This window comes from Streptomyces sp. NPDC048331 (assembly GCF_043201215.1).
GTDB lineage: Bacteria > Actinomycetota > Actinomycetes > Streptomycetales > Streptomycetaceae > Streptomyces.
Genome location: NZ_JBICYT010000016.1, coordinates 35,083 through 48,247, shown reverse-complemented (window position 1 = coordinate 48,247; position 13,165 = coordinate 35,083). Strand labels below are relative to the sequence as shown.

Here is a 13,165-nt window from a genome sequence, read left to right as displayed (position 1 = left end):
TAGCGTGTGTCGCACCACACAGGCTCCCCCGGAGCCCAGAGCGGAGCGGCGCAGCAATGAGTACCGAAAGCAGGCTCACCCACATCGACGAGGCCGGCGCGGCCCGGATGGTCGACGTGTCCGGGAAGGACGTCACCACCCGGACGGCACGGGCCAGCGGACGCGTCCTCGTCGCCCCGCGGGTGATCGAGCTGCTGCGCGGCGAGGGTGTCCCCAAGGGCGACGCCCTCGCCACCGCGCGCATCGCCGGGATCATGGGGGCGAAGAAGACCCCCGACCTGATCCCGCTGTGCCACCCGCTCGCCGTCTCGGGCGTCAAGGTGGACCTGCGGGTCGCCGACGACGCCGTCGAGATCCTCGCCACCGTGAAGACGACCGACCGCACGGGCGTCGAGATGGAGGCGCTGACCGCCGTCGCGGTCGCCGGTCTCACCGTGATCGACATGGTGAAGGCGGTCGACAAGGGCGCGGTCATCACGGACGTCCGGGTGGAGGAGAAGACGGGCGGCAAGTCCGGCGACTGGGCACGCTCGTGAACGCCCCGCGCGGCGGCGACGTACACAGCCACAGCCACAGCCGGTCCACCCCGGCCGAACCGGCGGGCTCCCCGCAGGCGCTGGGCCGGGCCCTGGTCGTCACGGCCTCGAACCGCGCCTCCCAGGGCGTGTACGCGGACAAGGGCGGCCCGCTGCTGGCCGAGGCCTTGGAGCGGCTGGGCTTCACCGTTGACGGCCCGCGGGTCGTCCCGGACGGCGATCCCGTGGAGCAGGCGCTGCGCGAGGGCGTGGCCGCCGGGTACGAGGTCATCCTGACCACCGGCGGGACCGGGATCTCGCCGACCGACCGGACCCCGGACGCCACCGCGCGGGTGCTGGACTACGAGATCCCCGGCATCCCGCAGGCCATCCGCGCCGAAGGCCTGGCGAAGGTGCCGACCGCGGCCCTGTCCCGGGGCCTGGCGGGCGTGGCCGGACGCACCTTGATCGTGAACCTCCCCGGCTCGACGGGCGGGGTGCGCGACGGCCTCGCGGTCCTGGCCCGCGTCCTGCCGCACGCGGTGGACCAGATGCGGGGCGGCGACCACCCCGGACCGGCGGCACCCTCCGGGAGCCCGAGCTGAACGGCCCGACCTGGCCGGTGGTCCTGTCGGACGGCGATGTCACGCTCCGGCCGATAAAGCTGCGGGACCAGAAGGCCTGGCGCGAGGTCAACCGGCGCAACCGTGACTGGCTCCGGCCGTGGGAGGCCACGATTCCGCCGCCCGCGCCGTGGGGGCCGGTGGTCCAGCGCCCCACGTACCGCCAGATGGTCCGCCATCTGCGGGCGGAGGCGAACGCGGGCCGGATGCTGCCCTTCGTCATCGAGTACCAGGGCCGGCTGGTGGGCCAGCTCACCGTCGCCGGGATCACCTGGGGCTCGATGTGCGCGGGCCACATCGGCTACTGGGTGGACCGCGAGGTGGCGGGCCGCGGCGTGATGCCGACGGCGGTCGCGCTGGCCGTGGACCACTGCTTCGGCAAGGTGGGCCTGCACCGGATCGAGGTGTGCATCCGTCCCGAGAACATCCCGAGCCGACGGGTCGTGGAGAAGCTGGGCCTGCGCGAGGAGGGGCTCCGGCCGCGCTATCTGCACATCGACGGGGCCTGGCGCGACCACCTCGTCTACGCGGTGACGGTCGAGGAGGTCCCGGAGGGGCTGCTGCGCCGTTGGCACCGGGCGCGCCACTCGCCGAGGCCGCCGTCCTCTCCGTCCTCGCCCTCTTCACCGTCTTCGCCGAAATAGCGCGGGCACCACCCCGAGCAGCGATAAACGAATATCTGTTCGAATTAATGGCCTCGGGTAACCGATTCGCCCATAACCTGATCCGAAGAATCACAAAAAAAGTCGGTGATATCAGCGAGATCGTGCGACACACCGGCCCAATTGGCCGATCCCCTCGGCCGCGCCCCTCTACGGTGTGAGGTGTGAGCAGCAGCGGCCTCATCTACGCAGTCATTGTCGGGGCCTGGGCCGCCTACTTGGTGCCCATGTGGCTCCGGAGGCAGGACGAGCTGAACGAAGCCCGTCCGACGGAACGCTTCTCCACTGCCATTCGGCTGCTTTCCGGCCGGGCGGGAATGGAGCGCCGTTACGCCAAGGGGCTGCGTGAGCGCGGTGACGAGCAGGCGGAGCCCCAGCCCCACGCGGACCCGGACGCCGCGACGGAAACGGTTGATTCCGTCGACGCCGACGCCCGGGCCTTCGGCGTGTCCCCGACCAGGGCGGAGCCGAGACCGGCCACCGTCGAACGGGAGCAGCGCGCGGAGCGGGCCCGGCGTGAGCAGCGCCTCCAGGTCCTCGCGCGCCGCCGGCGCACCACCGCGCTCCTCTTCCTGGTCTTCACCCTCGGCGCGGTCGTCGCCGCGGTCGGCGGCCTGCGCTACCTGTGGGCCCCCGCCGTACCCGCCCTGCTGCTGAGCACGTACATCGTGCACCTGCGGGTCCAGGAGCGACGGCGCTACGAGTTCACCATGGACCGGCGGCGCGCCGAGGCGGCCGCCCGCCAGCTACGGGAGAACCGTCCGAGTCGTCGCGAGCCCGAGGCCGCGTCGGGCAGCGAACCGGACCCTGCGCCACCGGTCTCCCCGCAGGAGGCCGGACGGCGCGCCCTGGTCGAGCAGACCGACCACGCCGAGTGGGTGGACCAGCAGCGCGAGCGCGAACGCGGCCCCGCCCGCGGTGAGAGCTGGGAGCCCGTCCCGGTCCCGCTGCCGACGTACGTGACCGCGCCGGTCGCCCCCCGCGCCACGGGCCCGGCGGCCCCGGACGCCTGGAGCGCCACCCGCTCCAGCACGGCCGAGCCGACGGAACCCCGCCTGCGCGCCCAGCCCGGGGCCCCCAAGTCGGAGCTCACGTCCGAGCTCAAGCCGGACCCGAAGTCCCCGACCACCCCGCGCCCGCGCGGCCAGGGCAGGGGACGCACCCCGCTGTTCGACCAGTACGAGGGCGAGGACCGCCCGCGCGCCGCGAACGAGTGATCGATGACCTGCGCGGACGCTCCGGGATATCGGTTTTGGAGCACCCGCGCGGGGATGCTAATGTTTCACACGTCGCAAGGGCCTGTGGCGCAGTCTGGTAGCGCACCTCGTTCGCATCGAGGGGGTCTGGGGTTCAAATCCCCACAGGTCCACAGACGACTGTTCTTGAGTAGCTCTCAGGAACGTTGACGAGATCCCGTCCGATCGCAAGATCGGGCGGGATCTTCGTCGTTTCGGGGGTCGTTCGATGCCTGTTCGGGGTGGTGGATGGCGGCGTATCGGGTCTGGCGGGTTGCTGGGCAGACGCCTGGCCGTTGCCAGGGCATGCGAACCGGCCCCGATCACCCGGGGCTGGTGGTCGTGATGTGTGGCTGTGAAGCGGCACGATCAGAGGTTGGCCGGCGGATGCCGCCCTTTGTCGAGTGGTGTGGGGACGTAGGGCCGGTCGCGATCTGGCGGAGCCGGAATGGAGTCGAAGTCGGCGTCGGAGAGTCGGCTGCCAGTGCGCTCGTAGAGCCAGGTTTCCAGGATGTCCAGGTTCCCGACGGCCACCATGATCGCGATCAGGATCGTCTGGGCAACCTGGCCGGGCGCTCGGCGGTGCATGGGGTTGCCGATGTCCATGTAGGCGCCCTTGAGGCGACCGTTGAGGCCCTCGTTGTGGGAGCGGATCGGCTTGTAGATCCGGTCCCAGGCGGGGCTGAGGTAGTTACTGTCCTGTCGGAACTTTGCGATCTTCAGGTCTCCGGCCGCGTCGGCGGGGACGCTGATCGCGGATGCGCCGCAGACGGCCGGCAGCGCGTCCTTGCCGGGAGGGTCCGTCCACTCCCTGTCAGGAAGCTGGATGGTGGGGCGAGCCGAGGCATGGCTGGCGCGGGAGCGGCGATCCGCCAGCTTGATCACGGTCTGAGGCGGGCCAGAGGCGTTCGGTCGTACGGGACGGAGGCGCTCTCGGCGTGGACAGTGCACCGAGGGCGACGGGCCGGCCGCCGGGCACTGCAGGCGCACGGTTCCTCGGGCGTCGGCGTTCTGCTTGAGCTTGAGGAAGTAGGGCAGTCGCTCGGCGACCAGTGGCTTCAGTTCATCGAGGCGTCCGCGGAAGGTCTTGTCGTCCATGCCGTGAGTGGCCTGAGCCAGGGCGTTGGGGATGTGCGGGCAAGCGAGGGAGCCGTCGATCAGTACGGCCCCCTGCCAGCTGCCCTGGATGCCACGGTCGGCTGCCTTGTAGTCCAGAGCGAGGCGGTAGCCGAGTCGGCGTACGGGGATTTGGAAGTTCCCCGGCGAACAGCCGGTGTAGGCGCGATCCGCGGCACAGGTACCTGTCGGCAACCGAAGGTCGGCAAGGTGCTTCAGCACGGTGACCGCGTTCTCGCCCGTGCGGACGGTCGGAGTGTCCAGGGTGAGGCCGAGGCAGAGCTGCGGGTAGGAGGTCGCGCGGCGGTCTTTCGTGGCCCCTTCGCCTGTGCGGGAGTGGGCGGCGACGAGCAGGGTCGCGCTGTAGCCGAAGATGCCGTTGTCGGAGCCGCCGCTGAAGTGCCAGCCAGCGGTGATCTCGACGGAGGCCGTGCCCGAGTAGTCGCTGTCGGGCTTGGCCTGAACCGGGATCGAGGTGGCGTCCACTCCTACGTCACCGGCCCAGTGCCGCATGTATCCGCGTTGCTGTGCCAGCCGGACCGGGGCCAGTACGAGATCGTTCGCCAGCCGTTGGAGCCGGTTCGCGGCGGCGCGGCCAGCAGTCTCATCCCAGACAGCGGAGTGGATGTCAGCCTCCGCTTGGGCGAGGCGCCGACGCCGGTCGCAGCGCGCCGGGTCGAGCACGGTGGTGATCCGGTCCAGTCCTCGGTAGAGACGACGACTGGCAGCTATGCACGCGCGTGCCGTGGACGGCGGCATCTCGGGGATGCCGAGCCAGGCGCGGGCTGCGGGCTGGAGACGGAAGTGCAGGATCCGCCAGGCGTCGGAGACCGTGGCTCGGCCCGTGTAGTACACGGCGAGCATCAGGCCGGCCAGCACGGTCCTGGGCCGTACGCCTGGTGGCCCAGGACGGCCTTGCAGCATGTCCTCCAGCTGTTGGGGCAGGCCGGAGCGGTCGAGCACTGTCAGCAGCTGGCCGACCTTGGAGTCGGGGATCTCGGTGAGCCTTCCAGGACGCAGTCGTGGCCGCGCATGGCGGGCGGCCAGCTGGTCGGCTTCAGGCCGCGCCCTCATGAGCGGCGGCCACGCAGCAATCGGATCACCTCCGCCCTGGGTAGTGGGGGCACCCAGTGGTGGTAGCCCGCCAAGCCGGCAGGGGAGGCCATGCCTGCGGCGGAAGCGACCGCCTCCGGACTGATGCCCTCGGAAAGCCGGCCGACGATCCACGTCGACCGCAATCGCCGAGCGGAGAGCGGCGGCAGGCCCGCGTGGGGCTGATGGCGGGCAGGCCAGGACGAGACGAGGTTCTTGGCTGCGGCGACCTTCCGTCCCGGCCGGAAGAGGAATCCGGGTCCGGAGGTCTCTGCCAGCTCGGCCAGCGTGCCTTCCCAGTCGGAGTGGCACGCCACGAGTCGGCCGAGCAGCTTCTCCTCCAGCACCGCGACCCCACCAGAGGTCACGCGAACGTGACTGCCTCGCATGGGCGGGATCTCGCCCGGCATCAGGCCACACCCGGCTCCGAGCGTCATGAGGGCGAGGCCGTCGAGTCGAGCCTGGTGCGGCAGATGATTCGCCCAATCCCGCAGGCGAGCCAACTCTCCGGCACCATAAGGCTGCTGAGGTGTGCGAGGCGAGGAAAGTCGAGCCGGAGGGGCCTCTCCGCGCTGTACCCACACCAGAGCCTCCCGTGCCCGCCGCAGCCAGGTCCGGTAGGTCAGCACCGTCGAGTCCTTTGCCGCAACGCAGCCCGACAGGATGAAGGCGTCGATCGTCTCGGTCCGCAGCCAGGTTCCCGGGTCCCGCGGCAGCCCGCTCCGGTCCGCCCAGACCGCGATCCGGCCGATCACGTGCAGCAGATGCTCCGCCGCGTAGCAGGTGGCCGGAGCTGTCGCCGCCACGGTGGCTCTCACCAGCTCGGCGACCGGCGCCCACTGCCGATGCGGCAGCCGGGGCCGGTAGTCGCGGATCTTGCTGGAGACCTCCGAGCTCAGTGTCACAGACCAACAGAACCGGCTGGACAAGCAGCCAGTGAAGACGTCGAAGGCGATCTTCACGGAAAGGAGTGCATCGACATGGTCGGAGGTTTGGCCCGCAAGACCGCGCCGAGAGACCTTGCCCGCGATCCGGAATCCTGGCCCGACTCCGCCGTCGACGACGTCGCCGCCAGAGTCGTCCAGGCCATCGCCCGCGAGCTCGCGCTTGCCCTGGAGCGCGAGAAGCGAAGTTTGCGACAGGTGTCTACCGGATCCGGGGTCAACCGGCAGGCCATTGCCGACCTGCTCGCCGGCCGGTGCTGGCCGGACGTCGTCACCGTTGCCCGCCTGGAAGATTTCCTCGCTGCCCCGCTGTACCCGCGGGACGGAATGCGCAGTACGCATCAAAATCGGCCTTCCCGTCCCCAGGGAAACCCGCCCCAGGAAACGACGAAATAGGCCACGCGCCCCCGAGGCGAGGCGGATTGCTCTAGCCTCGGGGATGCGTGAGCCACTACGAGGGTCCACGTCACTGGTTCCGAAGAGGGTCCAAGCTCAACGGAGCCCGTCCCCTTCTCCCCGCAAGGGGAGGAGGGGACGTCTCATGTTCGGGGCGGCGGCGTCAGGCGTCCCCTCCCTGCGATTCCGTGACCCGGTGGGCGGCGAAGGTGCCGATCGGGTGCTCCACGGCACGGTCGTTCTTCACTAGCCGCTTGCAGGTCCGGCGGGTCGTCTCGATGGGCGCCCGCCCTTCGTCGCCCTTGGTCGGGCGCCCAAGGGCCTCTGTGATGTCCTTGACCTTCATCGGCCGTCCGGCGCCCACGAGGATCTGCTCGACCGCCTGCATCAACTGCCCGGACGGCGACCGTGAAGGCCCGCTCTGCCTGGCACGCGTCTCCTCTGGCGGCTTGCTCGGTTCTGGCTCGGCGTCGGCGGACGCATCGCCGTCCTCGTCCTCCGCGTCAGCTTCCTGCTGGGAGCTTTGATCGTCCTCGGACGGCGCCGAGCTACCTGCGAGGAGCTCGGCGAGAGCTTCGCTCAGCTGATCGCGAGTGCTCGCGTACTTTGCCGCCTCGACTCGGAGGTTCGCGAGCTCTGCTTCGAGCTCCGAGATCCGCGCCAGCGTCCGATCAGTCTTGCCGGAGTAGATCCCAACAGCCGTCCGCAACCCGGGAGCCGCATCCGGCTCGCCCGCCCCTGTGAAGTCCATCCGCCCCTCCTCGGCTCTCCCGTACGACAGGACAACGGCAGTCATCGTAGGGAATGCCAGTCGTGCCCGGCAGTCAAATGACCAACGAAGTCTGGCAGTTGAGGCGCATTGGGGCATGAGCCTGATGTCTGGCACCCCTGACCTGCGTGTCTGCGGCGCCAGTCGTAATGCTTAACAGCGTCAACAGTTATGGCAGATCAGGCTCTGCCATGATTCCCGACGCCACGTCTTCGAGGACGAGGTCCGGAAGGATGGCCAGCCCCAACCTCTGAAGATCCACATTCGGGCTGGCTGCCTTCTCTGCAACGCGGGGCGACCAGGAGGCCAGCCGGTCCAGTGCAGGTACCGAGCCTTCTCGGCCGTCACTGAGCAGGGCTGCCATGAGCGACACGACATCGGCGCGGGAGCTGCTTGCTGGAGCCGGGAGAGCGGCCAGCCCTGAGAGTGCGCGCTGGTCACGACTGCCACAGAGCGCCGTGAGGGCGGCGAGAGCGAATCGGACGGCATCGCTCTCGTCCTCCCAGCGGGACAGCAGTCTCGGCAGCTCGTTGTCGATGGCCCGCCGTGTCAGGTACTCAGCTGCAGACTCCTCCCAGGCAGCCCCGAGTGCGGTGATGCGATCGGCCAGGGAGACCTCTGCAGCCGGCCCCGAAGCAGCAAGCCGCAACAGGTCGCCGAGCAGGACCAGCCGGCTGCCGGGCGCGACGCTGTCTTCGCAGACCAGCTCCACGAGAAATGGGACAGCCTCGACGGTGGTGTCGGTGCAGGTGCCTTGGTGGGCCACGGCATCCGCGAGATCGCCGAGGAACTTGCCCGTTGACCCGTAGGGCTCGCCGAACGCGAACTCCTCATCGAGCAGCCACCCGACAGCATCCGGAGCGTCCTCCGCGCTGCCGTACAGGCGCTCTGCTACCGCCACCACGGCCTGGACCACCGCTGCGGGCTCACCGACCTCACTGCACTTCCACGGCGGACCGGCCGGAGGCCGCGCGGGATCCTCGGGCAGAGGACTCGGAAGGGCGACGTCGGCGCCGGCCTGCTCATGGACCAGGCCGTCCCGTGGGAAGACTCCTTCGAGAGTCGCAGCATGGCCCTCGTTGCACCCCTGCTGAAAACCGGCGTGGGAACGGGCCACGCCGGCCACCCGAATCCGTTCACTCCGGAAGAACGGCTCGAGAGCCATGCGCTCGTACCCGCTGTAGATGGCCAGCGAGAAGACCTGCCACCACCCCTCCAGCTCCGGGTCCATCGACGGCCTGCCGTACCAGAAGCTCGACGGGACGAACCGGAAGTGATCGTGGACGCGCATTGCCGTCAGACGGTGGCCCATCCCGGACAGCTCGGCCGCGGCGGAGCGGGCAGCGTCCTCGCTCGGCAGGCTCAGTGTGTACTGGACTCCCCAGGCGGGAGGCATGGAGGCCATCAGCTGCACTGCCAGGTGAACATCGCCCGCTCGAAGCGCCGCTCGGCCAGATCCTCCGGGCGGATCAGCCAGTACAGGGCTCCGGCATCGCCCCACATCATGTCCGCGGCGTCCTCGCTGTCGAACTGCGCCAGCAGCACCCAGTTGCCCGCCTCCTCGGACAGCTGAGGGTCGTCCCAGGACACCTGGCCGTCCAGGACCGCCTCCGCGATCTCGATCTCCACAGGGTTCTGAACGGAGTGAGCGTGGCCGCCGATCTGATGCCCCACCTCATCATCGAACTCCCACAGTGCGTCGAGGAACTCCTGCGAGCAGACGGGGTGGTCGTAACGGTTCCCTAGCGGGGCACCCGCAGCGAAGGCGTTCCGAATCCGGGGGTGCCAGGGCTCGGCCGCTGTCATCTCCAGCCTCGCGGCCAGCGGCACCACCGGGTACGACTCGACTTCGTGAGGCGTCCCACGTTCCTCGACCTCCTTACCAGCTGCCACATAGAGCACACGGGCGCCCGCCCAGCTCTCCCTGTCCTCAGAAAGGACGAGAGCTTCGCCGTCGTCCAGCTGGCCGTCGAAGTAGAAGAACAGCAGCGTTCCAGCCTCGGGTAGATCGATGTCCACTGCGGCCGTCGGCAGGACCGCACAATCGATCGAGGCGACGAAGGAGAGCGGACCATGCCCCTCCCACACCGGCCACTCCGAGGCGGCCGGCAAGGCTGGAAGGCCACCGAGCCGACCCGCCACGTCGTCAGAGCCAGTCGCTACCTCAAGACGCACGCCAGGGCGAAGCAGACCAATCCACTTCTCGGCATCCCGGGAACCATGTGTCATGCGCCCGATCATGCACGGTGCCGCTGACAGAGACCTCGGCGGCCCTCAAGCAGCACGCGCAGCCGCTTAGTCCGTGGCCGTGGACCTCCAAGCAGCGATGACGCACCCTTCCTCCCGGTGCCACCAGCCTTCCGCTGCAACGTGTTCCAGAAGCTTGCGGATTCGCGGCAGGTCCGTCTCCGGCGGGACATCCAGCGCCACCATCCGGTACCGCTCGATGCCCTCGCCCGTCGTGCCGAGCTTGTGGAAGATCTCCAGAACGCTCTGCCGGGCAGCAGCCGAGCCGCCGTCCTTCAATACGATCAGCCGGGTCGTGCAGTTCTCCCAGCATCGGACCGTCTCTTCGAACCCGTAGCTGTGGCCGTATTCGGCGCGTCACCGCGTCGGGGGCGACCTCGTCAGCAGCGGTAGCCGTTGGGAACCTGGAGGAGAGCCACGAAGATCCAAACCATGACCGCCCCGCCGGCCGTGCCGCCCAGGAGGGCGGCCGTGAGGTTCCAGCGTCCGACGTACCCGATGCACACCCCCCACCACACAGCCGCCATGATCGCGAGCAAAGTCCCGTAGAAGATCAGCGCAAGCCCATTGGCCGCGCCGTTCACCCCTACGTCGCATGCACGCCAGGCGGCTGCCAGCAGCACTGACCCGAGCACACCAGTGGCCAGACCGGCAACGGGGGCGACCACACAGCCCCACTGTCCCCGCGTCACCTCCGGTTCCTGACCTGCGGGACGTTCTCGCCGTTGCGCTGCGCTTGTTCCATCCGGTTCATCGCGTCGTTGATTCCTTGCCGGAGCTGTTCCTCGGTCAGGTTGTCGCCGTATGTGTCGTAGAGGTCGATGCCGATGCGCATCGTGATCTGATCGCCTTGGTCGTCGTCCCCGGTGAGTAGCGTTTCTCCAAGGGAGGCGCCCTTGATCAAGGTGTCCGCGTCGAAGCCGGCTGCCCGGCCGACGTATCCGTAGTGGACGTTGGAGTAGATGTCGTAGAAGACTTCGCGGTTCGTTCCGGGCTGCTTGAAGTAGTAGTCGTCAAGCGTTTGGAGGTCGTACCGTTCCTGGAGCTGCGGCTTGTGGTCCCAGTCCTGTCCCGGGGCCACCTTCACGCCCCACATCGTCAGCGCCGCGTTGATGTCGGAACCGTAGTTGCGCCCGAATTCGTACCACTCGGGCTTGTCCAGCAGGGACCGTATCTGCCCGACCGTGTCCGACTTTGCGTTCCGCTTCATCTCATCGAAGATCCACTTTTCGGCGTCGGTGAACTTCTGCTCGCTCCGCGCCGACCCCGTCGGCGGGATGACGGGAGTGGCTGACGCGTTGAACCCCCCGATGGTGCCGTCGAGGATGTTTCCGTCCACGACCACGGCTTCGAGCGCCTGCTTGACAGCCTTGTCGAGCTCGTCCACTGCCCGCACCGCTGCGGCGATGTGCGCGGTCCAGGACTCCTCCACGCTTTTCAAGTCCGGGTCGCGTCGCAGGGTCCGCGCCTGTGCCGGGTCCTGGACCCGCGTGAAGTCGAAGGTGGCGCGTCCCGCCACAGATACCGCCATGCCCGCGGCCACCGCATCGTCCCGCGCCGATTCGACCTTCTTCTTCAGGTCCGCGAAACCGGTGTGCGCGTCCGTCAGTAGTTTGGCCACCGCTTTCGCCTCGGTCTGCGCGGACTTGTACTCGCGCCGGGTTGTTGCGAACTTCGTGTGCGCCGTTTCCACGCTGAGACCGAGCCAGTTCTGGCCCAGTGTGATCTTCTGGACCGTCTCCCCGTAGCGCTCTTCTACCTTCGACAGGTCAGCGGCCATGGACTGCCACTTTTCGGCAGCCGTCGTCAGGACGCTGAGATCGGTCGTCATGACTTCCTGGTATGTCAACACGTACCCGATCCCCCTACAGTCCCTCGAGCTTGGATTTCTGGCCCACTGCGCGGAGTTGCTCACCCGTGTGCACGTCGTTCTGCACGAATAGGCCCGAGGCCCCTCGCAGGGAGGTCTTTTCGGCGCTCAGGCGTCCCATGAGCATCTTCACCTGTTGGTCCCAGGTCTCCGTCACCTTCTTCAGGCCGGAGGCCGTCTCCCAGCCATCAAAGGTCCTGGCCGCCGCGCTCGTGTTGTCCTTCGCACCGTCCGCGGCCTTCTTGGTGTGGGGCTCCAGCTCGGTCTCGATGGCGTTTGCCGCCGCCGTCTTCTCCGCCGGCGTCGAGCCGAATACGCTCCCGCCTCCCGGAGCCAAGGGGCCAGCCGGTACACCATCCACGCTGTTCAGCCTTGTTCCGGTGCTGTCCGCGCTTCCTGACATGCTCATCCTCCCCTGTTCCCCTGGTTTGGATCATAGGCAGCCCCCGCCCCGCAGGGAGAGATACGGTCAGGGGTGTCCCAAAGAAGCCGTCGGGCGCCCCGGAGCCCTCAAAGTGGATGAAGCGCGTCCGTTGTTCAGGGGCCCGTGGTCGTGGCAACACGTCCGACCGGTCGGATCTAATCAGCCGAGACGGGCAGTCTGTGCCACCAGTGACCGCAGCCGCCGGAGCAGAAGCCCTCGCGGCGCCGCTCGTCGGCAACGGCGAGGACTGCGATCAGCAGCCGGAACACCTTGCGGCGTTCGTCGAGAGGCGCGAGACCGGCGATCTTTCCCAGTTGCTCGTCGATCCGGCCGCGTGAGATCAGTACCGCAGGCGTATGCGTCGGGCGCAGCCCAGCACGGCGGATGCTCTCTGGTGCGTCCTCGGCGACAGCGCGTGCCTGGACACAGTGATGACGCAGGAACAGCAGCGCCTCGGACTGGTCTTCCGGGCCGAGGTCGTCGAACCACTCGATGCCTTCAGACATGGGGCGCAGCCCCTGTGCGAGTTCATTGAGCAGGACGTCCCGTTCGTTCACCATTGCCCCTGGGAGATCAGGCGGCACTCGGCCGCGGCGCCGGCGCGGATCCACATCCGCCCTCGTCAGGACGCGTGCCCACAGCTCACTGACCACGCCACTCTGCCGTGCGCAGCCGCTCGAGCACCAACTCATTACGAGCGGCATGGGTGCAGCCCTGAGGCCCGCCATGTACTGGGGACGAAACTCAGCTGCCCTCAGGCAGGAGCAGCGGCTTCCCAAGCGGCGGTGACACAGCCTTCCTCCCAGTGCCACCACTCCTTCGCTTCACCGTGTTCCAAGAGCGTGCGGATCCGCGGCAGGTCCGCCTCAGGTGGGACATCTAGGGCAACCATCCGGAACTGCTCGATCCCCTCGCCGGTCGTGCCGAGGCGGTGGAAGACCTCCAGCACGCTTTGCCGGGCGGCGGCTGAGCCGGCGTCCTTCAGTACGATCAGCCGGATCGTGCAGTTCTGAGACGGTCGGACCGTCTCCCCGGCCCAGAGAACACCGTCGCCATCGAACTCCACCGTGATGATGTCGCCGCTGGCGACTCCGCGTACGAACCAGGGAGTGTTGTCCAACCGCACCGTGCCGTCACCGAGGTCCACCGCCCACAGGCTCTCGACGCTTGCCGGCGGCCAGCCATCCTCATCTATGTCCATCCGGAAATGGACCTTCACGTGGGCGTCACTGATGTTCGTCACCGCGCCATCATCCACACTGCATTCACAGG

14 protein-coding genes, 1 tRNA gene and 1 pseudogene are annotated in these 13,165 nt (G+C 68.5%); 5 read left to right on the top strand and 11 right to left on the bottom strand.

Annotation, left to right across the window (positions count from 1 at the left end):
• Positions 1-56 precede the first annotated feature (56 nt).
• The 5 genes from moaC to ACGFYY_RS22960 all read left to right on the top strand — a co-directional run bounded on the left by moaC (position 57) and on the right by ACGFYY_RS22960 (position 3,169).
• Entirely contained in the window at positions 57-536 is a 480-nt protein-coding gene (moaC, locus tag ACGFYY_RS22980; RefSeq protein WP_030012065.1) for a cyclic pyranopterin monophosphate synthase MoaC, read from the top strand.
• Positions 537-616: 80 nt separating this feature from the next.
• The gene (locus ACGFYY_RS22975) at positions 617-1,120 is read left to right on the top strand and encodes a MogA/MoaB family molybdenum cofactor biosynthesis protein (RefSeq protein ID WP_365267793.1); all 504 of its coding nucleotides are present in this window, start codon (positions 617-619) and stop codon (positions 1,118-1,120) included.
• A gap of 17 nt (positions 1,121-1,137) precedes the next feature.
• Positions 1,138-1,782, top strand: coding sequence for a GNAT family protein (locus ACGFYY_RS22970; protein ID WP_365267745.1), 645 nt, complete (start codon positions 1,138-1,140; stop codon positions 1,780-1,782).
• A 182-nt stretch (positions 1,783-1,964) separates the two neighbouring features.
• On the top strand, positions 1,965-3,017 hold the full coding sequence (locus ACGFYY_RS22965; RefSeq protein ID WP_393711869.1) for a hypothetical protein: 1,053 nt from the start codon (positions 1,965-1,967) through the stop codon (positions 3,015-3,017).
• A gap of 78 nt (positions 3,018-3,095) precedes the next feature.
• Positions 3,096-3,169, top strand: a tRNA-Ala gene (locus tag ACGFYY_RS22960).
• A 235-nt stretch (positions 3,170-3,404) separates the two neighbouring features.
• Here ACGFYY_RS22960 and ACGFYY_RS22955 read toward each other — a convergent pair.
• The 11 genes and pseudogenes from ACGFYY_RS22955 to ACGFYY_RS22905 form a co-directional block, all read right to left on the bottom strand.
• Positions 3,405-5,225 (bottom strand): hypothetical protein, encoded by a 1,821-nt coding sequence (locus ACGFYY_RS22955; RefSeq protein ID WP_393711867.1) that lies wholly within the window; start codon positions 5,223-5,225, stop codon positions 3,405-3,407.
• Positions 5,222-6,529: a hypothetical protein gene (locus ACGFYY_RS22950; protein ID WP_393711865.1), complete on the bottom strand. Its 1,308-nt coding sequence runs from the start codon at positions 6,527-6,529 to the stop codon at positions 5,222-5,224. Before ACGFYY_RS22950 ends, ACGFYY_RS22955 begins: the two co-directional genes overlap by 4 nt.
• Before the next feature lie 217 nt (positions 6,530-6,746).
• Positions 6,747-7,334 (bottom strand): hypothetical protein, encoded by a 588-nt coding sequence (locus ACGFYY_RS22945; protein ID WP_393711863.1) that lies wholly within the window; start codon positions 7,332-7,334, stop codon positions 6,747-6,749.
• A 187-nt stretch (positions 7,335-7,521) separates the two neighbouring features.
• Entirely contained in the window at positions 7,522-8,757 is a 1,236-nt protein-coding gene (locus ACGFYY_RS22940) for a hypothetical protein (RefSeq protein WP_393712050.1), read from the bottom strand.
• Positions 8,757-9,581 carry a YwqG family protein gene (locus tag ACGFYY_RS22935; protein ID WP_393711861.1) on the bottom strand — a complete coding sequence of 275 codons (825 nt, stop codon included), beginning with the start codon at positions 9,579-9,581 and terminating at the stop codon, positions 8,757-8,759. The genes ACGFYY_RS22940 and ACGFYY_RS22935 overlap by 1 nt, the downstream gene beginning before the upstream one ends.
• A 66-nt stretch (positions 9,582-9,647) precedes the next feature.
• Positions 9,648-9,935: pseudogene (locus ACGFYY_RS22930) on the bottom strand (DUF4265 domain-containing protein); the annotation flags it as partial.
• A 44-nt stretch (positions 9,936-9,979) separates the two neighbouring features.
• Positions 9,980-10,291 (bottom strand): hypothetical protein, encoded by a 312-nt coding sequence (locus ACGFYY_RS22925; RefSeq protein WP_393711859.1) that lies wholly within the window; start codon positions 10,289-10,291, stop codon positions 9,980-9,982.
• Entirely contained in the window at positions 10,288-11,430 is a 1,143-nt protein-coding gene (locus tag ACGFYY_RS22920; protein WP_393711857.1) for a polymorphic toxin type 44 domain-containing protein, read from the bottom strand. The genes ACGFYY_RS22925 and ACGFYY_RS22920 overlap by 4 nt, the downstream gene beginning before the upstream one ends.
• Positions 11,431-11,464: 34 nt before the next feature.
• Complete coding sequence (locus tag ACGFYY_RS22915; RefSeq protein ID WP_393711855.1) at positions 11,465-11,872, bottom strand: hypothetical protein; 408 nt, start codon at positions 11,870-11,872, stop codon at positions 11,465-11,467.
• A 176-nt stretch (positions 11,873-12,048) separates the two neighbouring features.
• Positions 12,049-12,453, bottom strand: coding sequence for a DUF5958 family protein (locus ACGFYY_RS22910; protein WP_393711853.1), 405 nt, complete (start codon positions 12,451-12,453; stop codon positions 12,049-12,051).
• Between the two features lie 194 nt (positions 12,454-12,647).
• Positions 12,648-13,136: a DUF4265 domain-containing protein gene (locus ACGFYY_RS22905; protein WP_393711851.1), complete on the bottom strand. Its 489-nt coding sequence runs from the start codon at positions 13,134-13,136 to the stop codon at positions 12,648-12,650.
• Positions 13,137-13,165 lie beyond the last annotated feature (29 nt).

Bases quoted from the DNA above. Each gene is read 5' to 3' on its own strand.
- moaC (WP_030012065.1), top strand. From the start codon at position 57: ATGAGTACCGAAAGCAGGCTCACCCACATCGACGAGGCCGGCGCGGCC.
- ACGFYY_RS22955 (WP_393711867.1), bottom strand. From the start codon at position 5,225: ATGAGGGCGCGGCCTGAAGCCGACCAGCTGGCCGCCCGCCATGCGCGG.
- ACGFYY_RS22950 (WP_393711865.1), bottom strand. From the start codon at position 6,529: ATGCGTACTGCGCATTCCGTCCCGCGGGTACAGCGGGGCAGCGAGGAA.
- ACGFYY_RS22945 (WP_393711863.1), bottom strand. From the start codon at position 7,334: ATGGACTTCACAGGGGCGGGCGAGCCGGATGCGGCTCCCGGGTTGCGG.
- ACGFYY_RS22940 (WP_393712050.1), bottom strand. From the start codon at position 8,757: ATGGCCTCCATGCCTCCCGCCTGGGGAGTCCAGTACACACTGAGCCTG.
- ACGFYY_RS22935 (WP_393711861.1), bottom strand. From the start codon at position 9,581: ATGACACATGGTTCCCGGGATGCCGAGAAGTGGATTGGTCTGCTTCGC.
- ACGFYY_RS22920 (WP_393711857.1), bottom strand. From the start codon at position 11,430: ATGACGACCGATCTCAGCGTCCTGACGACGGCTGCCGAAAAGTGGCAG.
- ACGFYY_RS22915 (WP_393711855.1), bottom strand. From the start codon at position 11,872: ATGTCAGGAAGCGCGGACAGCACCGGAACAAGGCTGAACAGCGTGGAT.
- ACGFYY_RS22910 (WP_393711853.1), bottom strand. From the start codon at position 12,453: ATGGTGAACGAACGGGACGTCCTGCTCAATGAACTCGCACAGGGGCTG.